Origin of the sequence: Qipengyuania benthica, assembly GCF_030717865.1 — a bacterium.
Taxonomy (GTDB): domain Bacteria; phylum Pseudomonadota; class Alphaproteobacteria; order Sphingomonadales; family Sphingomonadaceae; genus Qipengyuania; species Qipengyuania benthica.
On the sequence record NZ_JAVAIL010000003.1, the window covers coordinates 456,370 to 478,637 of the forward strand.

The 22,268-nt window shown below is 66.7% G+C and carries 23 protein-coding genes; 12 read left to right on the forward strand and 11 right to left on the reverse strand.

The window, feature by feature from the left end; all coding sequences use genetic code 11:
* Positions 1-2: 2 nt before the first annotated feature.
* The 3 genes from Q9K01_RS11110 to Q9K01_RS11120 all read right to left on the reverse strand — a co-directional run bounded on the left by Q9K01_RS11110 (position 3) and on the right by Q9K01_RS11120 (position 2,497).
* On the reverse strand, positions 3-566 hold the full coding sequence (locus Q9K01_RS11110) for a Smr/MutS family protein (protein WP_305930314.1): 564 nt from the start codon (positions 564-566) through the stop codon (positions 3-5).
* Entirely contained in the window at positions 563-1,759 is a 1,197-nt protein-coding gene (gene mltA / locus Q9K01_RS11115) for a murein transglycosylase A (RefSeq protein WP_305930315.1), read from the reverse strand. Before mltA ends, Q9K01_RS11110 begins: the two co-directional genes overlap by 4 nt.
* A gap of 87 nt (positions 1,760-1,846) precedes the next feature.
* Positions 1,847-2,497, reverse strand: a complete 651-nt coding sequence (locus tag Q9K01_RS11120) for a Tim44/TimA family putative adaptor protein (RefSeq protein ID WP_305930316.1) — start codon at positions 2,495-2,497, stop codon at positions 1,847-1,849.
* A 267-nt stretch (positions 2,498-2,764) separates the two neighbouring features.
* Between Q9K01_RS11120 and secB the strand changes: the two genes are divergently transcribed.
* The 4 genes from secB (at position 2,765) to Q9K01_RS11140 (ending at position 6,887) form a co-directional block, all read left to right on the forward strand.
* Positions 2,765-3,301, forward strand: a complete 537-nt coding sequence (secB, locus tag Q9K01_RS11125; protein WP_305930317.1) for a protein-export chaperone SecB — start codon at positions 2,765-2,767, stop codon at positions 3,299-3,301.
* Positions 3,302-3,327: 26 nt separating this feature from the next.
* A complete protein-coding gene (gene murJ, locus Q9K01_RS11130; protein ID WP_305930318.1) occupies positions 3,328-4,971 on the forward strand; it encodes a murein biosynthesis integral membrane protein MurJ in 1,644 nt (547 codons plus the stop codon).
* A gap of 4 nt (positions 4,972-4,975) precedes the next feature.
* Positions 4,976-6,037, forward strand: coding sequence for a tryptophan--tRNA ligase (trpS, locus tag Q9K01_RS11135; RefSeq protein ID WP_305930319.1), 1,062 nt, complete (start codon positions 4,976-4,978; stop codon positions 6,035-6,037).
* A 151-nt stretch (positions 6,038-6,188) separates the two neighbouring features.
* Positions 6,189-6,887 (forward strand): DUF4136 domain-containing protein, encoded by a 699-nt coding sequence (locus Q9K01_RS11140; RefSeq protein WP_305930320.1) that lies wholly within the window; start codon positions 6,189-6,191, stop codon positions 6,885-6,887.
* A 72-nt stretch (positions 6,888-6,959) separates the two neighbouring features.
* On the opposite strand, the gene dut is transcribed toward Q9K01_RS11140, so the two are convergent.
* Positions 6,960-7,421 (reverse strand): dUTP diphosphatase, encoded by a 462-nt coding sequence (gene dut / locus Q9K01_RS11145; RefSeq protein ID WP_305930321.1) that lies wholly within the window; start codon positions 7,419-7,421, stop codon positions 6,960-6,962.
* Positions 7,414-9,072: a bifunctional phosphopantothenoylcysteine decarboxylase/phosphopantothenate synthase gene (locus tag Q9K01_RS11150; RefSeq protein ID WP_305930322.1), complete on the reverse strand. Its 1,659-nt coding sequence runs from the start codon at positions 9,070-9,072 to the stop codon at positions 7,414-7,416. Before Q9K01_RS11150 ends, dut begins: the two co-directional genes overlap by 8 nt.
* 197 nt (positions 9,073-9,269) lie before the next feature.
* Here Q9K01_RS11150 and Q9K01_RS11155 point away from each other — a divergent pair, with 197 nt between their 5' ends.
* Complete coding sequence (locus Q9K01_RS11155; protein ID WP_305930323.1) at positions 9,270-9,659, forward strand: hypothetical protein; 390 nt, start codon at positions 9,270-9,272, stop codon at positions 9,657-9,659.
* Here Q9K01_RS11155 and Q9K01_RS11160 read toward each other — a convergent pair.
* Genes Q9K01_RS11160 through Q9K01_RS11170 form a run of 3 tightly spaced genes read right to left on the reverse strand, consistent with a single transcriptional unit; the run spans position 9,656 to position 13,060 of the window.
* On the reverse strand, positions 9,656-10,768 hold the full coding sequence (locus Q9K01_RS11160) for a hypothetical protein (RefSeq protein ID WP_305930324.1): 1,113 nt from the start codon (positions 10,766-10,768) through the stop codon (positions 9,656-9,658). The genes Q9K01_RS11155 and Q9K01_RS11160 overlap by 4 nt on opposite strands.
* Positions 10,756-12,324: a 2-polyprenylphenol 6-hydroxylase gene (gene ubiB / locus Q9K01_RS11165; RefSeq protein WP_305930325.1), complete on the reverse strand. Its 1,569-nt coding sequence runs from the start codon at positions 12,322-12,324 to the stop codon at positions 10,756-10,758. The genes Q9K01_RS11160 and ubiB overlap by 13 nt, the downstream gene beginning before the upstream one ends.
* A gap of 4 nt (positions 12,325-12,328) precedes the next feature.
* The gene (locus Q9K01_RS11170; protein WP_305930326.1) at positions 12,329-13,060 is read right to left on the reverse strand and encodes a class I SAM-dependent methyltransferase; all 732 of its coding nucleotides are present in this window, start codon (positions 13,058-13,060) and stop codon (positions 12,329-12,331) included.
* A 56-nt stretch (positions 13,061-13,116) separates the two neighbouring features.
* Here Q9K01_RS11170 and mutM point away from each other — a divergent pair, with 56 nt between their 5' ends.
* The 4 genes from mutM to Q9K01_RS11190 all read left to right on the forward strand — a co-directional run bounded on the left by mutM (position 13,117) and on the right by Q9K01_RS11190 (position 17,234).
* Positions 13,117-13,932: a bifunctional DNA-formamidopyrimidine glycosylase/DNA-(apurinic or apyrimidinic site) lyase gene (gene mutM / locus Q9K01_RS11175; protein ID WP_305930327.1), complete on the forward strand. Its 816-nt coding sequence runs from the start codon at positions 13,117-13,119 to the stop codon at positions 13,930-13,932.
* A gap of 187 nt (positions 13,933-14,119) precedes the next feature.
* Entirely contained in the window at positions 14,120-14,380 is a 261-nt protein-coding gene (rpsT, locus tag Q9K01_RS11180) for a 30S ribosomal protein S20 (RefSeq protein ID WP_305930328.1), read from the forward strand.
* 496 nt (positions 14,381-14,876) lie between these two features.
* Positions 14,877-16,343 (forward strand): chromosomal replication initiator protein DnaA, encoded by a 1,467-nt coding sequence (dnaA, locus tag Q9K01_RS11185; protein ID WP_305930491.1) that lies wholly within the window; start codon positions 14,877-14,879, stop codon positions 16,341-16,343.
* Between the two features lie 117 nt (positions 16,344-16,460).
* Positions 16,461-17,234, forward strand: coding sequence for a HesA/MoeB/ThiF family protein (locus Q9K01_RS11190; protein WP_305930329.1), 774 nt, complete (start codon positions 16,461-16,463; stop codon positions 17,232-17,234).
* On the opposite strand, the gene Q9K01_RS11195 is transcribed toward Q9K01_RS11190, so the two are convergent.
* On the reverse strand, positions 17,223-17,924 hold the full coding sequence (locus tag Q9K01_RS11195) for an NAD-dependent deacylase (protein WP_305930330.1): 702 nt from the start codon (positions 17,922-17,924) through the stop codon (positions 17,223-17,225). The two genes, Q9K01_RS11190 and Q9K01_RS11195, sit on opposite strands and share 12 nt — an antisense overlap.
* A 35-nt stretch (positions 17,925-17,959) precedes the next feature.
* Here Q9K01_RS11195 and dapB point away from each other — a divergent pair, with 35 nt between their 5' ends.
* The 3 genes from dapB to Q9K01_RS11210 all read left to right on the forward strand — a co-directional run bounded on the left by dapB (position 17,960) and on the right by Q9K01_RS11210 (position 19,740).
* Positions 17,960-18,688: a 4-hydroxy-tetrahydrodipicolinate reductase gene (gene dapB / locus Q9K01_RS11200; RefSeq protein WP_305930331.1), complete on the forward strand. Its 729-nt coding sequence runs from the start codon at positions 17,960-17,962 to the stop codon at positions 18,686-18,688.
* Positions 18,685-19,335: an endonuclease III gene (gene nth / locus Q9K01_RS11205; protein WP_305930332.1), complete on the forward strand. Its 651-nt coding sequence runs from the start codon at positions 18,685-18,687 to the stop codon at positions 19,333-19,335. Before dapB ends, nth begins: the two co-directional genes overlap by 4 nt.
* A 66-nt stretch (positions 19,336-19,401) precedes the next feature.
* Entirely contained in the window at positions 19,402-19,740 is a 339-nt protein-coding gene (locus tag Q9K01_RS11210) for a GIY-YIG nuclease family protein (RefSeq protein WP_305930333.1), read from the forward strand.
* A 118-nt stretch (positions 19,741-19,858) separates the two neighbouring features.
* Here the strand turns inward: Q9K01_RS11210 and Q9K01_RS11215 are convergent, their stop codons facing one another.
* Positions 19,859-21,094 (reverse strand): dicarboxylate/amino acid:cation symporter, encoded by a 1,236-nt coding sequence (locus tag Q9K01_RS11215; RefSeq protein WP_305930334.1) that lies wholly within the window; start codon positions 21,092-21,094, stop codon positions 19,859-19,861.
* A gap of 13 nt (positions 21,095-21,107) precedes the next feature.
* The gene (dapE, locus tag Q9K01_RS11220) at positions 21,108-22,244 is read right to left on the reverse strand and encodes a succinyl-diaminopimelate desuccinylase (RefSeq protein WP_305930335.1); all 1,137 of its coding nucleotides are present in this window, start codon (positions 22,242-22,244) and stop codon (positions 21,108-21,110) included.
* Between the last annotated feature and the right edge of the window lie 24 nt (positions 22,245-22,268).

Sequence of the window (22,268 nt, forward strand, 5' to 3'; positions counted from 1 at the left end):
CGTCAGCCCTTTCGCTTGAGCACGATCATGAGCGCACCGTCACCCCCGTGGTGGCGGTGCGCTTTTCGTATCGCGGCGATCGCACTGCCGTGTTCGCTGGCGGCGAGCCAGTCGAGCACCTTGGCGCGGATCGCACCGCGCCGCTGGCCGCGATCCGCCGGATCGACCGGCCGCGATTTGCCCGTCACCAGCAGCACCGTGCGCGCGCCCATCGCGCGGGCCTGACCCACCCCGCTGATCAGCCGCGTATAGGCGGCATCGAGCCCGTGGCCGTGGAGATCGAGGGTGAAATCGGGCGCCACCGTGCCGGATTTGAGCTTGCGGTCCCAATGCGAGTCGAGATCGCTCCCTTGTGCAACCGTCGCCTTGGGGGGCGGGCGAACCGGGACGCGCGGCGCTTTGGATTTTGCGGGGCGCGGCGCAGGCGGCGCGGCGGCGGCGCGCTTCTCGGGCGCTGGCGCTGCGGCTGCCGGGTGCGCCGGTTCGGGCACCAGCGGCGTCACCGTCGCGGCGACGCGGTGCCAGGCCTCCGCCTCCTCGTCGGACAGTCCGCGCGGCGGCCTCATCGCCCGGTAAGACGCGCGACCGTGCCCTTGGGCAGCAGCACCAGCGCGGAGCCGCGACCGCTCATGCTCCCGGCGATCTCGCGGGCATCCGCGCCATTGCCCCAGAAGGTGTCGAAGCGATTGGCGCCCTTGATCGCGCCGCCGGTGTCCTGCGCCACCCACAGCCCATCCGCCACATCGCGATCGAGGTCGAGCCATACCGGCGCGCCCAGCGGTACGAAGCGCGGATCGACCGCCACCGAAGCCTCGCGCCGCACAGGTATCTCGAGCGCGCCAAGGGGGCCGTCCGTGTCGAGCTCGCGGAAGAAAATCCAGCTCTTGTTGAGCCGCATCAAGTCCGCGCCCGCTTCGGGATGATCGCGCAGATAGCGGACGATGCCCTGCATCGAACCGGGGTATTGGCCCGGCCCGTCGCCGAGCAGTCCGCGTTCGCGCATCACGCTGCCGATACCGACATATTCGCGCCCGTTCTGCCCGGCATAGCCGATCCGCATCCGCGATCCGTCGGGCAGCCGCAGCAGGCCCGAGCCCTGGATCTGCAGGAAGAAAAACTCGATCGGATCGGCCGCCCAGGCGATCTCGAGCCCGCGCCCGGCAAGAGCGCCCTGCTCGATCTCGGCGCGCTCGTAATAGGGGATGAAATTCCCTGCGGCATCGAGCCGGCCGAGCGGGGGCCGTCCGACCCGCTCGTTCTCGGCCATGTCGGTCGGCCAGCCGCGAACGAGATCGGGCGGCATGCGATAGACCGGAACGCTGTAGCCCGGCTGCGGGACGCGGCTGCCGAGGATTTCGGGCTCGAAATAGCCCGTCGCGAAGGCCGCGCCCTCGCGGACCCGCGCGGTCTCGAAATGGGTGTCGAAGAAACGCGCGGCATCGCCGGCGGACCAGCTAGCCGCAGCATCGCAGGCAGGACGCCAGTCGCCGGGCTGGGTCAGCCCGCTCTGGTCGGTACGGATCAGCAGCTTGGGGCAGGATTCGCGGAAACCCGCGAGCGCCGTGGCGGCATCGCTATGCCCTAGGCCGAGCGAGGCGATCGCCGGGCCGCGGGCTATTCCGGCGAGCGCAGCGCTCTCGGCGAGGGTTCCCGGCACGGCAGGAGCAGGCGGGGGGACGATGCGGGTGCAGGCTGCCAGCAGCGCCAAAGCAAGGACGACGAATGAAGAGCGGATGCGCATGCCGTTGCCAGTTCCCATCGTCCTTGCACTGGCGCGATTTTCCGCCAAGCTCATCGCCCGCAAAGCACCGATACCCCGGTACCCCGGCGCGTCGCCGCCCGAAGATCAATCCTGATCGGTCTCGTCGAGAATCCAGTTGGGCTCGGCGGAATCGACATGGCGCGAGAAGGTCCAGACATCGCGGCTTTCGACCGCATCGTCGAGCGAACCGGCAATGACCGTTTCATCGCGGTCGCGGGTCACCGCGGCGATATCGGCCACGAACAGCACCGCGACGCGGGCGACGCGCCCATCGAGCTCGGCCGATTTGATCGTGGCGTTCTCTATCCGAACCAGACGGTTGGCGAGCGTCTCGCCCGCCGCCTCGCGCGCGTCGATCGCGCTGGCGAAACTTTCGTAGACATCGTCGTCGCACAAGTCGCGCAAGGTCTCGCGATCGCCTTCCCAGAAGGCTTCGAGGATCATGCCGTAGGCACCCTTCGCGCCTTCGAGGAAGGAGACGATGTCGAAGCGCGGATCGGCACCCGCGATCGCCCGCACGCCCGCTTCGGTGCCGGCGGGCACCTCGGCCTGGCGCAATTGCACCGGGGGCTGGACGGAGCGCGCCGATTCGTCGGCGGACAAGCGGTCTTCGCCGCGTTCGATCCGGCGCGGCACGACCTCTTCCTCGTGCTCTGCCCGGCGACCGAGCATCGAATAGAGCCGCAGCCCGAGAAAGGCGGCGACGGCGGCGAGGATGACGATTTCCAGTATCACGTAACTAGCACCTGCAGTTTGGACCCGTCTGAACAAGCGGCACGAGCCCGAGATTTTCGTAACTTACCCCTGCCCTACATAGGAGGAAAACTCAAATGGACAACACGCCTGGCAGCCTCCTCTCGCCGCCCGAAGGGCCCGCTCCATCCTGAGCAGCGCAGTTGCCGCCCCCCTGAGCAGGTGCTACGCGCGCCGCCGAACCGGTGTCGGTCCAGATCAGCCTCGACACGCACCGCAGCGCAAACACTGACACGAAAGATACGCATCATGGCCGACGAAGGCGATATCCTCACCGACATCAATCCCGATCCCGCAGCCGGTTCCAACGGCGCGGACAATCAGCCCGCCGCCGGCATGATCTCGCAATATGTGAAGGATCTCTCGGTCGAGAACCCGAATGCGCCGGCCTGCTTCCAGTGGACGGACCAGCCGCAGATCGATCTGCAGTTCAACATCGGTGCGACCCCGGTCAGCGGCGAAGTGCACGAGGTCGAGCTCAAGGTGAATGTCACCGCCAAGGGCGAGAAGGGCAATTTCTACCTCGTCGAACTGAGCTACTGCGGCCTCGCGGGCCTGCGCAACCTGCCCGACGAACACGCCCACGCCTTCCTCTACGCCGAAGCGCCGCGCATTCTGTTTCCCTTCGCCCGCCGGGTGATCGCCGACGCGACCCGCGATGCCGGCTTCCCGCCGCTGATGATGGAGCCGATGGATTTCGGCGCGCTCTACCAGCAGCAGCTCGCCGCGCGGGCGCAGCAGCAACAGGGCGAAGGCCAGGAGCCCAGCCCCGTTGGCAACGCCTGAGCCTGTAACCTGACCAGGGCTCCGGCGTGAGTCTGCTCAAACACGTCGGGACGATCGGCGGGCTGACCATGGTCAGCCGCGTCGCCGGCATGGCGCGCGAGATGATCTTCAGCCGCGTGCTCGGCGCCAATGCGGTGACTGACGCGTGGTTTCAGGCCTTCATCATCCCCAACGTATTCCGTCGGCTCTTCGCCGAGGGCGCGTTCTCGGCCGCCTTCGTGCCGATGTTTTCCAAGCGCCTCCACGGCGAGGGCGGGCTGGAGTCCGCGCGCAACTTCAGCGACGATGTGCTGAGCGTGTTCCTCCCGGTGCTGATCGCGCTGACCGCCATTCTCGAACTGGCGATGCCGGGCGTGATCTGGATATTGGCGGACAAGCCGGTCGACCCGGGCGAGTTCGACATGGCGGTCGATTTCGCGCGGATCATGTTCCCCTATATCGTGCTGGTCAGCATGGTGACGCTGTTCACCGGCATGCTCAATTCGGTCTCGCGCTTCGCGCCGGGGGCAAGCTTTCCGATCATCCTCAACCTGGTGCTGATCGCGGCGCTGCTCATCGGCGAGCGGTGGATGGACGCCACCGGCGCCAGCGTCGAGCAGACCGCCTACTGGATCGCCTGGGCGGTGGCCGGAGCGGGCGTGATGCAGCTCCTCTGGCTGCTGATCTGGGTCCGGGTGGAGGGGTTCCGCCCCCGGCTGCTGTGGCCGCGGCTGACGCCCGAGGTAAAGCGGCTCGGCATCATCGCCCTGCCCGCGGCGATCGGCGGCGGCGCCTATCAGATCAACACGCTGGTCCAGCTCTACTTTCTCAACCAGCTGGAAAGCGGATCGGTCAGCTATATGAACTACGCCGACCGGCTGAACCAGCTGCCGCTGGGCATCATCGGGATCGCGCTGAGCACCGCGATCCTTCCCACGCTGTCGAAATTCGTCGGCGGCAAGAACCGCGAAGGCGCCGACCGGGTGCAATCCGACGCGATCGAGCTGGCAATGCTGCTGACCATCCCCGCGGCGGTTGCGCTCGCGATCTGCGCGACTCCCTTCGTGACGATGATCTTCCAAGGCGGGCGGTTCGATCTGGCGGATGCGGCGGTGACCGGCAACGTGCTGGCCGTGCTGGTGCTCGGACTGCCCGCCTATGTGCTGGTCAAGGTGCTGGTACCCAATTTCTACGCGCGGGCGGACACCAGGACTCCTGTGGTGGCGGCATTCATATCGCTAGGGGTTTTCGTCACGGCCTGCGTGCTGAACCTCGGCATCTCGATCGGCGGCTCGCTCGACCTTTGGCTGGCGACATTGCCGCTGCCGACTTTGGAGTTCGAGGGACTTGGCTATGGGGTTCCCGGGATTGCTCTCGCCAGCGTTGTCGGCGCATGGATCAACGTAGCCTTCCTGCTGCTCGTCCTCTCCCGGCGCGGGCACTATCGACCGCCCGGCGCGCTGGTGCTGCGGATCGCGCGCCAGTTGCTCGCAGCGGCGGCGATGGGCGCCGCGCTGTGGTTCGCGCGCGACCTGCTGACCGGCTATTTCGCCGCCGGGCTGCTCGCGCGGCTGTTCGCGCTCGCGGTGCTCGTCGCCTGCGCCGCAGTGGTCTATTTCGGAGTGGCCTTTGCCGTCGGCGCGATCGACCGGCAAAGGATCGCCACCCTCACCAAGAAGAAGGCACCCTGATATCATGCGCGTCGTTTCCGGCATCCAGCCCACCGGCAATCTCCACCTCGGCAATTACCTCGGCGCGATCCGCAACTGGGTGCGGATGCAGGACGAGATCACCGCGGATGGCGACGACCGCGCTCAATTGGCCGGAGGCGGTAGCGCACCAAAGAACCAGTGCCTGTTCTTCCTCGCCGATCTGCACGCGATTTCGCAGCCGCACGTCCCCGCCGAGCTTCACCGCGGCTCGCTCGAGATGACCGCCGCATTGGTCGCTTGCGGGATCGATCCCATGCGCTCGATCCTGTTCAACCAGGCGCAGGTCCCGCAGCATGCCGAGCTGCAATGGCTGCTCAGCGGCACCGCGCGGATGGGCTGGCTCAACCGCATGACGCAGTGGAAGGACAAGGCGGGCAAGAACCGCGAGGGGCAGTCGGTCGCGCTGTTCTCCTACCCGGTGCTGCAGGCGGCCGACGTGCTGCTCTATCAGGCCACCCATGTGCCCGTGGGAGAGGACCAGAAGCAGCACCTCGAACTGGCGCGCGACATCGCGCAGAAGTTCAACAATGATTTCGCGTCAGAAGGCGCGCCGGTCTTCACCCTGCCCGAGCCCTTCATCCCGCCGGTGGCGGCGCGGATCATGAGCCTGCGCGACGGAACCGCGAAGATGAGCAAGTCCGATCCTTCGGATCTCAGCCGCATCAACCTGTCCGACGATCCCGACACGGTGATGCGCAAGATCAAGAAGGCCAAGACCGATCCCGAGCCGCTGCCGGGCGAACTGGCGGGTCTGGCGGATCGCCCCGAAGCGCTCAACCTCGTCACCATCTACGCCGCGGTGGCCGATCGCAGCGCGGAGGATGTGCTGGGCGAATTCGCCGGTCAGGGCTTCGGCGCATTCAAGCCCGCGTTGGGCGATCTGCTGGTCGAGACGCTGCGCCCGATCTCGCGGCGTTTCACCGAGCTGCTGGAGGACCGCGAATCGCTCGACGCCATCCTCGCGACGGGCGCCGCACGCGCGCGAACGCTGGCCGGCCCGACGCTCGATTCCGTCTATCGCGCCCTGGGTCTTGTCAGAGCCTGATAGCCCCCAGCGCCACGGATTGGCTAATCCCCTGATAAGTAAGGCATTCAATCCCGGTTCAGGACCTGTGATTTACATCGTATTCCAACGCTGACAGCATGGTTCGTGGGAAACGACCGCGCGCGGCGCGATCGACTCGAAAGGAATCACCATGACCACCCGCAACCGGGGCCTGGGGCGCACCATCAAGCTGGCCTCCGTTCCCATTCTTCTCGCCAGCCTTGCCGCTTGCGCCACGCCGTTCAAGGCCGATGTCTCGCGCTTCCAGACGCAGCTTCCCGCCCCTGCGGGTGAAAGCTTCGCCGTGGTCGCGGACGATCCGGCACTGGCCGGTGGGCTCGAATTCGCGCTCTACGCCGATCGGGTCGAAGCGCAGATGCAGCGTCTGGGATATACCCAGGCCGCCTCGCCCGAGACCGCCAGCCTGCTGGTGCGCTTCGACTACGGGGTCGATAACGGCCGCGAACGTCTGCGCGCCACCGGCTTCCGCGACCCGTTCTACAACCCGTGGTACGGCTACGGGAGCCCCTTCTACCGTTCGAGCCTGCGCTACCGCTCGCCCTTCTACGGCAGCCGCTGGGGCTACGGTTTCTACGATCCGTGGTTCGGCGGCCCCGAGGTGACCAGCACCACCGTCTACACCAGCGGTATCGATCTCAAGATCGATCGCACCGCCACCGGCGAACGTCTGTTCGAGGGCAAGGCCGAAGCGGTTTCCACCTCGGATCGCCTGCAATATCTGGTGCCCAATCTGGTCGAGGCGATGTTCACCGACTTCCCCGGCAGATCCGGCGAGACGGTGCGCATCTCGATCGCTCCGGAAAACAAGCCGGTGCGTAGGGCCGACTGATCGGCATATCCGGAATCGCACATGAAGGGCGGCCCGCAGGGTCGCCCTTTTTCGTGGTGCAGGCCGCGCCGATCAACTCAGCGCGGCATGTCCGCCGGTCGACCCGAAACCGCTTGCGCCGCGCTGGGTAGCATCGAGATCCGCAACTTCGTCCCAGGCGATCCGGACCACCGGAGCGAGCACGAGCTGCGCGATACGGTCGCCGCGTTCGATCGTGAAGGCCTCCTCCCCGTGGTTGACGAGGATGATCTTGAGCTCGCCGCGATAGTCGCAATCGATCGTGCCCGGTGCGTTGGGCACGCCGATGCCGTGCTTGAGCGCGAGACCCGAGCGCGGCCGGACCTGGATTTCATATCCTTCGGGAATGGCGAGCGCGAGACCGGTGGCGACAGCATGGCGCGCGCCGGGAGCAAGCTCGACAGCTTCGGCGGCGACGACGTCCATCCCCGCCGCACCGGGCGTCGCGTAGGCGGGCAGATCGAGCCCTTCGCCATGCGGCAGGCGCTTGATCCGCACGGCGACCCGATCAGTCATCGCTGTCGTCCCGCGCCGCGCCCAGCGCATCGGCGGCGCGGCGCACCAATTCGCGCGCGACGTCCGTCTTGGACATGGGCTCGAGCGTCTCGATACCGTTCTCGGTGACGATCTCGACGCGATTGCTGTCGCCGCCCATCACCCCGCCGTCGCCGCCGTCGGTGACATCATTGGCGATGATCCAGTCCGCGCCCTTGCGCTTGCGCTTGGCCGTGGCGTTCTCGAGCAGGTTCTCGGTTTCGGCGGCAAAGCCGATCAGCAGCTTGGGGCGGTTGCGCCCCGAAGCGACGGTGGCGAGGATATCGGGATTTTCCGAGAGGATCAGCGCGGGCGGCGCCGAGCCGCGCTTTTTCATTTTCTCATTGGCCACATGGCTGCTCTTCCAGTCGGCCACCGCCGCCACCATGAACGCGATATCGGCAGGGAGAGCCTGTTTGACCCGGGCGTTCATTTCCTCCGCGCTTTCGACATCGATCCGGTCCACCCCGATCGGGGTCGGCAGATGCACCGGGCCGGCGATCAGCGTCACCCGCGCGCCGGCTCCGGCGGCCATCGCCGCGATGGCGAAACCCTGCTTGCCCGAGCTGCGGTTGGCGAGATAGCGGACCGGATCGATCCGCTCCCAGGTCGGTCCCGCGGTCACGAGCACATGCTTGCCGTAGAGCGGGCGATGATCGGGATCGGGGTCGAATTCGGGCTGCCCGTGCAGCGGATCGGCCGATTGCCCGGCCGAGGGCTGCGGCCAGGCGCCGTCATCCGCACCGGCGAAGCCGAAATCCATAGCGGCGGCGTCGATCATGGGTGCAGCGGCGGCCTTCCCCTTGCTCGCCAGCAAGGGTCCGCCGAAATCCGGCTCGCGGGCGAAATTCTCGGCTTCTGCGGTATCGAACCGTTGCTCACCCGCCATTGGAGGCTCGGGCAGCGCCTCCAGCTCCGCGTCGATTTCCTCGTGAGAACGCTTCGTCGTGCTGCGCGGGATGAGCGCCGAAAGCAGCGAGTTCCACGCGCCCTTGCTTTCGATCTCGGGTTCGGGTTCGAGCGCCTCGGCAGCCAGCTCGTTGCGCCGCCCCTCCAGTTCCGGTTCCGGTCGCGCAGCCACAGCGGCGACATCGAGGTCGAGATGCGCGGCGATAGCCTGGAAGACCGCGGGCGGCTCGGGCAGCCGCCCCGGGCCGTATTCCCCGCAGGCCATCGCCCCCTCGTCCGGCTCCATCACCTCGACCCCGGCCTGGCGCAGCCATGCGACGTTGCGCATCGTCGCCTGGTGCTGCCACATCCGCACGTTCATCGCGGGCACCGCCAGCACCGGCTTGTCGGTAGCAAGGATCAGCGTGGTCGCGAGATCGTCGGCGATGCCCGCCGCCATCTTGGCCAGCAGGCTGGCCGTTGCGGGGCAAACCACCACCAGATCGGCCTGTCGCGACAGCTGGATATGACCCATCTCGACCTCGTCCTTGAGATCGAAAAGCGAGGTGTAGACCTTGTTTTCGCTCAATGCGGCGAGCGCCATCGGGGTGACGAATTGCTGCCCGCCCTCGGTCAGCACGCAGGTGACCTCGCCCCCTGCCTTGCGGATCAGGCGGACGAGCTCGCAGGATTTGTAGGCCGCGATCCCGCCGCCGATCACCAGCAAAACGCGCGACCTGCTCATCGCGCGCGGTCGCCCACCGCCATGCCCGGTCGTTGCTCGGGCGCTGCCCGTCCTGTGCCATCCGCTGCTCTCATCGCCGCGCTTGCTAGCGCCCCGCGATGGCTAAGGCCAGCGAGTCTTGGCACGATCCGCACCCGCTTGCGCACCATCGCGCGGCGCGGTAGCTTCGATGGATAAAATCGGGGGGACCGTTCACAATGCATCTGATCCTGAGCGCTATCATCGTTCTGCTTGCCGTGATCGACGTGGTCGTCGGGTTCGGCTTTCTGGTCAACCCGGCGCAGGCCGGAGGCGAATTCGGTCTGACCGTGCTGGGCAATGCGGGCACCTCGGCGCTGCGCGCGGATTTCACCGCCTTCTTCTTCGTCGCCGCGATCTTCATGGCCTGGGGTGCATGGCGCCGGCGGGGCGAATTGCTGCTGGCGCCGCTGGCGCTGTTCGGCATCGCCTTCACCGGGCGGCTGATCAACCTGCTGGTCGAAGGCGGCTACGAGGACTGGTGGTTCCCGATGGCGGTCGAGATGGTGCATATCGTCGTACTCGCGCTGGCGATCCGCCTCTGGCCGGCCCGGCGCGGGGGTTTCTAAGCTCGGCCAAGCGCCGTGCGGGCAAGCGAGCGCGTGGCCATCGGCACGAAGGCGAGCCCCACGAACATCGCCGGGGCGACCACCGCACCCCAGTAGAAATTGTTCGCCCGCCCGGCGATCATGAAGGCGAGCGCATAGCCGAGATAGAGCAGGCAGGCGGTGCGGCCGGCATCGCTTTTCCAGCCGGCCCAGCCGAACACCATCAGCAGCACCAGCGGGCCGGCGATGAAATGCGGCAGGAAGCGCAGATTGCTCGCCAGCACGATCTTCGAGAGCCAGCCCGAGAGACCGTCCAGCGTCAGCCATGTGGGGCCGAGCGGATCCTGCGGCCCGACATAGGCCGCGACGGTCGAGAGATGGACCATCAGCAGCGCGGCATAGATCAGCGTCAGCAGGGCCCAGGCGGCGCCCTCGCGCCAGTCGCGCCGCCACAGCGCCATGGCCGCCATCAGCAGGACGAAAGGCAAGGCATGTTCGCGCAGCAACAGCGCGGCGGCGGCGACCGAAAGCGAAGCGTGCCAGCGCCCGGGGCGATGCAGCGCGAAGGCGAGCGCGATCAGCATTCCGGTCCAGAATTCGTGCAGGACGAAATAATAGCGATTGATGGTGCTCGATCCCCCCAGCACCATCAGCGTCGCGCCGATCAGGCGATAGCGCGCGCCACCGGGTTCATCGCCAAGCCGCTTCCACCAGGCGTATGCCGTCGCTCCCAGCAGCAGGATGCTGAGCCCCTGCAGGATATCCCCGCCCAGCCAGGCATGGAGAAAGGCCAGCGTCGGCAGCCGTACGGCAAGCCCCGGACGCACCGGGTAATCGCCGCGCCGCTGCTCTTCGACCGCGACGGAGTAGTAGTTTTCGCCCTTCGCGACCCGCGCGATGATGCGGTCGTAGAGCGCCAGATCGCTGTCGCGACCCTCGCCCTTCGGGGCAGCATCTTCGGCAACCAGCGCGGGGACGCTGGCGACCTCCCCGTCCATCGATGCGGTCAGCGGGGTCAGCGCCGCCAGCGCGAGCAGGACGGCGAGCACGATGAGCAAAACGATCGCGGGCCCGCGTCGCCAATGGGCGAAGCGATCCCAGCCCGGTCGCGGATGGTCTAGCCCAGCCATCCCTGCGCCATGGCCGCCCATGTCAGCGCACCGCCTGCCAGCGCCGCGACGATGAAGCCGATTGCACCGCCACGCTCCCTGCGACGGCGTCTGCGCCGCTCCCACATCAGCTCGATCTCGGGAACCGGCGGCGGTTCGGGCGCCCCGCCGCGCGCGGGATAGTGCTCCTCGATCCGGCGGATCAGCGAGGGCAGGCGCAGCAGCGTGTCGGTATCCTCGCGGATGCGCTCGGCCAGCGCGGCTTCGGGGCCGAGTTCGTCGCGGATCCATGCGCGCACGAAGGGCGCGGAGACGTCCCACATGTTGATGGCCGGGTCGAGCTGGGTGGCGATCCCCTCGACCATCACCATCGTCTTTTGCAACAGCAGCAGATGCGGCTGGGTCTGCATGTCGAAATCGCGGGTGATGGCGAACAGCCCGTCGAGCATCTGGCCGACGCTGAGCTCGCTCACCGGCTTGCCGCGCATGGGTTCGCCCACCGCGCGCAGCGCCGTGGCGAACTCATCGACCGAATGGTGCGAGGGCACATATTGCGCCTCGAAGTGAATCTCCGCGACCCGGCGGTAATTGCCCGTGGTGAGCCCGTAGAGGATCTCGGCGAGCCACTGCCGCGCGCGCCGGTCGATCCTACCCATGATCCCGAAATCGATCGCCACGATGGTCCCGTCGCCGCGCACGAACAGATTGCCCTGATGCATGTCGGCATGGAAGAAACCCCCGCTGATCGCCTGCTTCAGGAAGGCCAGCACCAGCCGCTGCGCGATGTCGGGCAGATCGTGGCCCGCGGCGATCAGCTGTTCGGTCTGGCTGATCTTGATGCCGTCGATCCACTCCATCGTCATGACCCGCCCGTTGGTGCGGTCCCAGTCGATTTCGGGCACGGTGTAGCGCTCCGTCCCGACCATGGTCTCGGCCAGTTCGGAGGCCGACGCCGCCTCGCGGCGCAGGTCGAGCTCGCGATTGGTCCAGCGCTTGAAATTGGCGATCGTGAGCCGCGGGCGCAGCCGCCTCGCCTCGGGATTGCCCAGCGCCTCGAGATGCGCGGCCGCCCATTCATAGGTGCGGATGTCGCGTTCGAACCGCTCGCGGATCCCCGGACGCAGCACCTTGACCGCCACGGTCCGGCCATCGGTGGTGACCGCGCGATGCACCTGTGCGATCGAGGCGGCGCCGACCGGCACGGGATCGATCTCGCTAAAGAGTTCGGTGAGCGGCTGAGCGAATGTCGAAGCGATTGCGGCCTCGATCTGCTCGAAGGGTACCGGCGGGAGGCTGTCCTGCAGGCTCAGCAGGTTCTTGGCCGCCTCCTCGCCGACCAGATCCGGTCGGGTCGCCAGCGTCTGTCCCAGCTTGATCGCCGCGGGGCCGATGGCGCGAAACGCCCCGGCATAATCGGGGACCCGCGACTTGACGGTGCCGATCGAAAACAGCCCGATCAGCCGTTTGACCGGCAGCGGCGCGTTCGGATCGTTGCGGATACCCCGCAGCGCCCCATGCCGCGCGGCGATGCGCGCCCATTTTCCGAGCCGCCAGAGGTGAATTGCCGGACTGGTCACGAGGTCAGGTCTTCCACCCCGAATGGATCGCGACCAGCCCGCCCATGATGGGTTCGACGCGCGTCTGGGTGAAGCCCGCCGCGCGGATCATGCGCTCGAACTCGGGCATCGGCGGAAACCGCCGGATCGATTCGACGAGGTAGCGATAGCTCTCCTCGTCGCCCGCGATGGCCTTGCCGAGCTGCGGGACGAGCTTGTGCGAATAGAGATCGTAGGCCTGTTTGAAACCCGGCCATTCGACCCTCGAGAATTCGAGGCAGAAGAACCGTCCGCCGAATTTCAGCACCCGGTGCGCCTCGGCCAGCGCGCGGTCGATATGGGTGACGTTGCGGATGCCGAAGGCGATCGTATAGGCATCGAAGATCCGCGAGGGGTAGCTCAGCACCTCGGCGTTCTGGCACGACCAGGCGAGCCCGGTCAGCCCGCGCTCGAGCGCGCGCTCCATACCGACGTCGAGCATGTCCTGATTGATATCCGCCACGGTCACCTCGGCGCCGCGTTCGGACATGCGGAAGGCGATGTCGCCGGTGCCGCCCGCCATGTCGAGAATGGCCTCGCCCGGCTGCGGCTTGACCCGCGCGACGAAGCGATCCTTCCACAGGCGGTGCATCCCGCCCGACATGGCATCGTTCATGATGTCGTATTTGGCGGCGACGTTGGAGAAAACCGCGCCCACGCGCTCGGTCTTCTCGTCGGGGGCGACGTCTTCATAGCCGAAGGAAACGGTGTCGTTCATGGCGGCGAGCCTTAGGGGCAATTGCCGGGCGGGCAAAGGGTGTTAGAGGTTGCGCCATGCCCGAACTCCCCGAAGTCGAGACTACCGTGCGCGGCTTGGCGCGCCTTCTCGATGGCGAAACCATCACCGGCGTCGTCGTCAACCGCCCCGATCTCAGACGCCCGTTTCCGCCCGGTCTGGTCCAGGCGCTGACGGGGGCGCGGGTTTCCGGTCTGTCGCGGCGCGCCAAATACGGGCTGATCCACACCGCGCGCGATCACGTGATGGTCTTTCACCTGGGCATGAGCGGACGCTGGCGGATCGATCCCGAGGAGGACCTGGCGCACGACCATCTGGTGCTGGAAACCGCTGGGCATCGCTTCGCGCTCAACGATCCGCGCCGCTTCGGCTCGGTCGATCTGCTGCTCGGGTCCGAGCTCGACAGCTGGCCCGCCTTCGCCGCGCTGGGACCCGAGCCGCTGGGCACGGAACTGACGGCCTCGTGGCTGCGCGAGCGCACGCGGGGCCGCAAGCCGGCGATCAAGCAAATGCTGCTCGACCAGCGCGTGGTGGCGGGGCTGGGCAATATCTACGTTTGCGAAGCGCTGTGGCGCGCGCGGATCGATCCGCGCAAGGCCGGCGGGCGGGTCACCGGGCCGCAACTCGAACGGCTGGTCCCGGCGATCCGCGAGGTGCTCGAGCAATCGATCCGCGACGGCGGCTCGACCTTGCGCGATTTCGCCCAGCCCGATGGCGAGCTGGGCTATTTCGCCACCCGCTTCGACGTCTATGGCCGGACGGGGGAGCCCTGTCATCGCGAAGACGGCGGAACGATCCGGCGGCTGGTCCAGGGCGGGCGCAGCACATGGTTCTGCCCGCGCTGCCAGAAGTAGCGCCCCGGTCGGCATACCGGCAACCCGCCGACGGCCAAGAAACCCCCAAGAATCGATTGACGATTCGCCGCCACCGACCTATGTCGCCCGCTTTCCGGCGGTCATGCGCCGATTTTCGCAAGATTCGACAGACTCGTCGGGCGCGCTCCATGCGGCCGCACGAGGCACGAGCCAGACAAGGACGACCATGGCCAATACGCCGCAAGCCAAGAAGCGCATCCGTCGCAACGATCGCCGCTCCGAGATCAACACCGCGCGCAAGAGCCGCATCCGCACCTTCGTGAAGCAGGTCGAGACCGCCTGCGAAGCCGGAGACAAGGAAGCGGCCACCGTGGCGCTCAAGCAGGCCCAGCCCGAACTGGCCCGCGGGGTTGCGCGCGGCGTGCTCCACAAGAACACCGCTTCGCGCAAGATGAGCCGGCTGAGCAAGCGCGTCGCCTCGCTCTAGATTCGAATCGCTCCACGCGGTCGCCAGAAGCGGCAATCGCGGGGCAGCAGACAAAATGACAGCAAGGTCGCTGCGGCAACGCGGCGACCTTTTGTTTTGGGCGCGATCCGGAGCGACTTATCCGGTCTTCAAACTGCAACCTAACTGCAATGTTTGCGCCGCGCGACTCCTTAGAAACCTGCCATTCCGGCACTTAAACTAGGTTAAAAAACCGGGAATTCAGCGAGTTGAACGGGGGCCTGCGGGCCGGGGTCGAGTCAACATCTTTATTTCGCTTTTTTTGCAGCATCCACACTTGCGACTCATCCGAAGCTGACCCTAGAAGATGGCACTGCCTGGGGCGGGACAGCCTGGGCTCCACAATTTGGAACGCATGATGGGGGTTCCCGGAACGATCGATTCCGGGAGATGGCGACGCTGTGTCTCCGTCCTCGCCAGACATGGAAACGCTTCGCCGGCAGCGCTGCTTGCCGGCCCGATTTTGGGTGACGAGACGATGGGCAAGCTGACGGAACAGGCCGGTATGAAACGCAAAGGGCGGGAGGATCTCATGGAAGACCTCGAGGCGGTCAATCTGGCTGCCGATTGGGCCGATATCAGCCAGGGCCTGCGCAAGGATCTGGGTCAGCAATTGCACAGCCAGTGGATCAAGCCGATCCAGGTCGGCGCGCTCGATCGCGACACCGGAACGCTCGATCTCTACCTGCCGACCCAGTTCTCCGCCGACTGGGTCCGCGATCGCTTCTCGGATCGCCTCTCGCTGGCGTGGAAGATCGCGCGCGGCGAAGTGCGCCAGATCGCGATCTCGGTTCATCCCGGTCGCCGCAAGGTCGCCGATCTGCAATTGCATTCCGATGGTCGCCGTCCCGCCAATGACGGCGCCGATCCCTCGATGATGGCGATTTCCGCCGACACTCTGAACGATTCCGGCTTCACCTCCAGCGTCGGGCTCGACCCTTCGTTGACCTTCGCCGCCTTCGTCACCGGCGAAGCCAATGTGCTGGCCTGCAACGCGGCGCAGCGAATGGCGGCGCCCGAGAAGCCGCAGTTCTCGCCGCTCTATCTCAAGGGCGCGACCGGCCAGGGCAAGACCCACCTGCTGCATTCGATCGGCCATTCCTTCCTCCAGGCCCATCCGCGCAGCCGGATCTTCTACTGCAGCGCCGAGCGCTTCATGGTCGAATTCGTCCAGGCGCTGAAACAGAACCAGATGATCGAGTTCAAGGGTCGGCTGCGCAGCTTCGACCTGCTGCTGGTGGACGACATCCAGTTCATCATCGGCAAGGCCAGCGCTCAGGAGGAGCTGCTCTACACGATCGATGCGCTGCTCGCCGAAGGCAAGCGGCTGGTGTTCGCAGCCGACCGCGCGCCCCAAGCGCTCGACGGGGTCGAGCCGCGCCTGCTCAGCCGGCTCTCGATGGGTCTGGTCGCCGACATCCAGGCGGCCGATATCGAACTGCGCCGCAAGATCCTGGTCAGCAAGCTGACCCGCTTCGCGCCGCTCGAGGTGCCCGACGACGTGATCGATTTCCTCGCCCGCACCATCACCCGCAACATCCGCGAGCTGGTCGGCGGATTGAACAAGCTGATCGCCTACGCCCAGCTCACCGGGCAGGAAGTCTCGCTCCAGCTCGCCGAGGAGCAGCTGACCGACATCCTCTCGGCCAACCGGCGCCGGATCACCATCGACGAGATCCAGCGCACGGTGTGCCAGTTCTACCGCATCGACCGCTCCGAAATGTCGAGCAAGCGGCGCGCCCGCGCCGTCGTCCGCCCACGCCAGGTGGCGATGTATCTCGCCAAGGTGCTGACCCCGCGCAGCTACCCCGAGATCGGCCGCAAGTTCGGCGGACGCGACCACTCCACCGTGATCCATGCGGTCCGGCTGATCGAGGATCTGCGCACCCGCGACGCCGATATGGATGGCGATGTCCGCAGCCTGCTGCGCCAGCTCGAGAGCTGACGGCGCGGGGCCGGTTGGGCCTAAAGTTCGGTAAACTTCCAGCCGGTCCGATGCTGGTGCCCACGGGTTTTCGGCGCGCTATCGACACAGGTTCCACAGCCTGCCAACGGGTTGTCCATGAGCCTGTCCCCCGCCCGTCTCGAACGTTTCGCCCGCCATATCGTCCTGCCCGAGATCGGCGGCGCGGGTCAGGTCGCGCTGGCGGGCAAGCACGTCGTGCTGATCGGCCTGGGGGGGATCGGATCGCCCGCGCTGCATTATCTTGCGGCCGCCGGGATCGGCCGGCTGACCGCGGTCGACGACGATGTCGTCGATGCCAGCAACCTCCAGCGCCAGACGCTGTTTAGCGAACGCGATATCGGCCATGGCAAGGCGGTGGCCGCCAAGCGCTGGGTCAGCGGTTTCGATCCCAAGCTCGAGATGACCATCCACGATTGCCGCGTCACCGCCGAGAATGCACCCGCGCTGTTCGAGGATGCCGATCTGGTCCTCGACGGGACCGACAATTTCGCCACGCGGCTGGCGGTGTCCGACGCCTGCGTTACCGCGGGGATCCCACTGCTCTCGGCTGCGGTCGGGCGGTTCCAGGGGCAGGTCGGCGCCTTTGCCGGGCACCGGGAGGGGCAAGCCTGCTACCGCTGCTTCGTCGGCGACGCCTTCGACGCTGAGGATTGCGACAGCTGCGCCGAGGATGGCATGCTGGGCGCGATGGCGGGCTGGACCGGCACCTTCGCCGCGCTGCATGCGGTGCGCGTCCTGCTCGACCGCATCAGCGCATTCGGCGATCCGCAATGGGGCACGGTCCATCTGCTCGACGGCATGACTCCTGCGATGCGCAGCTTCACCATCGCCAAGGATCCGGCCTGTTCCGGCTGCGGCTCAACCGCCTAGCATCTCCTCGACCCATTGCGGGACCAGCCGGGTCGCCGGACCCTGGCGGGTCTCGTCGAACCAGTGGGAGCCCTCGCTGCGTTCGAGGTTGAGCTCGAGCGTCCGCGCGCCCAGCGCGCTCGCATCCTGGACGAAACCGGCGGCGGGATAGACAGCGCCCGAGGTGCCGATCGAGACGAACAGATCCGCGTCGCGCAGCGCCGCATGGATGCGGTCCATCTCGTAGGGCATCTCGCCGAACCACACGACATCGGGTCGCAGCGCGCGGGTGTCGCAAGCCGGACAGGGCGGGTTGTCAAACAGCGTCCCGCTCCAGCGGTGGCGCGCATCGCAGGCGGTGCACCAGGCGTTGAGGTGGGTGCCGTGCATGTGCAGCACCCGCCGCGCGCCCGCGCGCTGGTGCAGATCGTCGACATTCTGCGTGACGATCAGCAGCTCGCCGCGCCATTCGCGCTCCAGCCGCGCGAGCGCATGATGCGCCGCATTGGGCTGTTTGGTGAGCACTGCGGCGCGGCGCATGTCGTAGAAGCGCTGGACCAGCTCGGGATCGCGCGCGAAGCCCTCGGGCGTGGCGACATCCTCCACCCGGTGCCGTTCCCACAGCCCGCCGCCGTCGCGAAAGGTGTCGATCCCGCTTTCGGCGGAGATTCCCGCCCCGGTCAGGACGACGATATTGCGCAAATGAGCCATGTCGCCCATGAAGCATGCGGCTAAGGGGAATTGCAATGGCACGTATCGGGATCGTCGGCAGCGAGGGCCGGATGGGCCAGGCGATCGCCGCCATCCTGCCCGAACTGGGGCACGAGCTCGCGGGCGGAGTGGACAAGGGCGGCGATGTCGCTCGGCTCGCCGATGCCAGCGACGTGCTGGTCGATTTCTCCTCTCCCGGCAGTCTCGAAGCCAATCTCCACGCCGCGATCGGCGCGGGCATCCCGCTCGTCATCGGAACCACGGGGCTCGAGGAGCGCCATCATCGCGCGATCGACGATGCGGCGCGGGCGGTTCCGATCCTGCAGACCGGCAACACTTCGCTGGGCATCACGCTGCTGTCGCATCTGGTGCAGGAGGCGGCCGCGCGGCTGGGCGAAGACTGGGATATCGAGATCGTCGAGATGCACCACCGCCACAAGGTCGATGCGCCATCGGGGACCGCGCTGCTGCTCGGCGAAGCCGCCGCGAGCGGGCGCGGGGTCGAGCTGGCGGAGTGCCGCGAAAGCGGACGAGACGGCCCCACCGGAGAACGGGCAGCGGGCGCGATTGGCTTTGCGGCCTTGCGCGGCGGGACCGTCGCCGGCGAACACAGCGTCATCATGGCGGGGACGCAGGAGCGGCTGACCTTTGCGCACAGCGCCGAAGACCGCAGCATCTTCGCCCGCGGCGCGGCCAGAGCGACGCAATGGCTGATCGGCCGCGAACCGGGCCGCTACACCATGCGCGACGTGCTCGACCTTTGACTCGCAACCAGATCTTCGAATTCTTCCGCCGCCTCGCCGAGAACGACCCCGATCCCCAGACCGAGCTGGAATACGGCAACGCCTACCAGCTGGTGGTCGCGGTGGCGCTGAGCGCGCAGGCCACCGATGTCGGAGTGAACAAGGCGACACGCGCGCTGTTCGCGAAGGTCGCGACGCCGCAACAGATGCTCGCTCTGGGCGAGGAGGGGCTGAAACAGCACATCAAGACGATCGGCCTGTTCAACTCCAAGGCGAAGAATGTGATCGCGCTTTCGCAGCTGCTGGTAGACGAATTTGGCGGCGAGGTGCCCGCCACGCGCGACGACCTTGTCCGCCTGCCCGGCGTGGGGCGCAAGACCGCCAATGTGGTGCTCAATTGCTGGTTCGGACAGGAGACCTTCGCGGTCGACACGCACATCCTGCGCGTCGGCAACCGCACCGGCCTCGCCAAGGGCAAAACGCCGGAACAGGTCGAAGCCAAGCTGGAAAAGCGCGTGCCGGGTCCGTTCAGGCTCGGCGCGCATCACTGGCTGATCCTGCACGGGCGATATGTGTGCAAGGCGCGGACGCCGGAATGCTGGCGCTGCCCGGTGGTGGACCTATGCAGTTTTCGCAAGAAGGTGCTGGAGAAGCCGAAGGGGCGGTGATGGGCGATCCTACCAGCACCGTCACTGTCATTCCCGCGAAGGCGGGAATCCAGTAGCAGCGGTGCAATGCAGCGCAAATTCGAACCTTGTGTCTACATCCTGTCATCGCGCCGCAACGGCACGCTTTACATTGGTGTCACTTCCAACCTCCTGCAACGCGTCGCTCAGCATCGCGACGGCAGGCTGGGCGGCTTCAGCAACAAACACGGCGTCAAACTGCTCGTTTGGTTCGAACCGCACGGGGATATCGAGGAAGCGATCAAGCGGGAGAAGCGGCTCAAGAAGTGGAACCGCGCATGGAAGCTGCGCTTGATCGAGGAGAGCAATCCGAGGTGGCGTGACCTCGCGGAGGATTTCGGATTTGCGCCGCTGGCCCCGCCTGGATCCCCGCCTTCGCGGGGATGACGAATGGGGCAATCAGCCTGAGCTGTTCATGAGCCGCTGCTAATGAGCAGAATTTCCCACCCATCATGCTCCCAAGGCCTACAAGCTTGTGAAATCGGCTTCCCGTCCAAAGCCGACGTCAAACATCGTCCGCCGAGATCATCTCCTCGCGGTCCAGTTCGCCCGTCATGCTCGCCACTGTCAGCGCCACCGCGGCGTCGCCGCTGACATTGGTGGTGGTGCGCATCATGTCCATGATCCGGTCCACCCCGGCGACGAAGGCGATCGTTTCCAGCGGGACGCCGACCGCGCCGAACACCAGCGCCATCATGATCAGCCCCGCGCCCGGAATGCCCGCCGCGCCGATCGCGCCGAGGGTACCGAGCAGTGCGATCAGGCCGTATTGCGCCCAGCTCAGCTCCACGCCGAAAATCTGCGCGCCGAACAGCGTGGCGAGCCCCAGATACATCGCCGTTCCGTTCATGTTGATCGTGGCACCAAGCGAGATCACGAAGGCGGCGACCGAGTTCGACACGCCCAGGTTGCGCTCCGCACAGCGCAGCGTGACCGGCAGCGTGGCGTTGGAGCTGGCGGTGGAATAGCTGACCGCCATCGCATCCACGATCCCGCGGAAGAAGTCGCGCACGGGCAGCTTGGCGAGGAATTTGACCATCGCCGAATACAGCACGAAGATGATCAGCAGGCAGCCGATGTAGTTGAGCGCCACCAGCTTCGACAGGGCGATCAGCGCATCCAGCCCCAGCGTGCCCGCGACCCATGCCATCAGCGCAAAGACGCCGAAGGGGGTGAGTTCCATCACCACCATGGTGACCTTCTGCATCACCACCGCGCCCGAATCGAAGATCTTCTGGACCGGGGTGCCCTCGCCCTCGGCCATCAGGATGCCGATCCCCAGCAGCAGCGAGAAGACGATCAGCGGCAGCACGTTGACGTCCGCCATCACCTGCACCGGGCTGGCGGGCACGATGCCCAGCAGCATCTCGCGCCAGTCGGTGGAATTGGGCTCGGGCGTCGCGCCGAGGTCGATCATCGAGGTATCGACGCCGATACCCGGCTGGATGACCGTACCCAGCAGCAGGCCGAGCCAGACCGCGATCTGTCCCGAGACGACGAACAGCAGCATCGCCCGCCAGCCGACCGCGCCCAGCTTGCGCAGATCGCCGATCGCCGCGACACCCGCCACCAGGCTGAAGAAGATCAGCGGCACCACCAGCATCTTGATGAAGGCGATGAAGATATCGCCGATGATCTTGATGCTTTCCGCGCCGGGGCCCCACAGGAAGCCGACGATGACACCCAGCACCAGCGCAGCGATCACGCGCTGCCACAGCGGAATGGCGAACCAGGTCTTCATCGATGGTGTTCCCTCAACCCGTCAGCGCCGCCCTTGCGATCGCCGCGTAGATGCGGCTTAGCGCATCGAGGTCGGCGATGGCTACAGCCTCGTCGCGCTTGTGCATCGTGGCGTTGACGAGGCCGAATTCGATCACCGGGCACACGCTGCGCAGGAAGCGCGCATCCGAGGTGCCGCCGGTGGTCGAGGGCTCGGGATCGATGCCGGTCTCCGCCTTTACCGCCGCGGCGATCGTCTGCGAGAACGCACCGGGCGGGGTGAGGAACGGTTCGCCCGAGACGATCGGAAGCGTCGTGCCGCCGTGCTTGCTCGCGATGGCGGCCACTTTCTCGGACAGCGATGCGCCCGAATGGAGATCGTTGAAGCGGATCGAGAGCCGCGCCTTGGCGGTCGCCGGAATTACATTGTGCGCCGCATTGCCGACCTCGATCTCGGTGATCTCGAGATTGGAGGCCTGGAACCAGTCGGTCCCCTCGTCGAGCACCAGCGCATCCATTTCGGCGAGCATCGCCACCAGCTTCGGGATCGGATTGTCGGCGAGATGCGGATAGGCGACGTGGCCCTGCACCCCCTCGACCTCGAGCCAGATATTGACCGAACCGCGCCGGCCGATCTTCATCATGTCGCCCAGCCGGTTCACCGAGGTGGGCTCGCCCACCAGGCACAGATCGGGCGCATGCCCCTGCTCGTGCATCCAGTCGATCAGCGCGCGGGTGCCGTGGATCGCCGGCCCCTCCTCGTCGCCGGTGATGATGAAGCTGACGGTGCCGGCCTCGACCGGGACATTGGCGACCGCATCGACCATGCAGGCGATCGCGCCCTTCATGTCCACCGCGCCGCGCCCGTAGAGCAGGTCGCCCCCGGGGCTCGGGCGGATTTCGGGCACGAAGGCCTCGCTGGTCCACCCTCCCCCCGGCGGAACCACGTCGAGATGGCCCGCAAAGGCGAAATGGCGCGATCCTTCGGGGCCGTTTCGGATGGCGAACAGGTTCTCGACCGGGCCATCGGGTTCCTCGCCCGCCACGAAGCGGACGACCTCGAATCCCAGCGGAGACAGCATGGCTTCCAATTCGTCGAACACCGCTCCGGTGGCGGGGGTGACGCTGGGGGCCGCCATCAGGCGCTTGGCGTAATCTAGCACTTGGTTCATGCTCGTGCCGCTAGCAGGAGTATC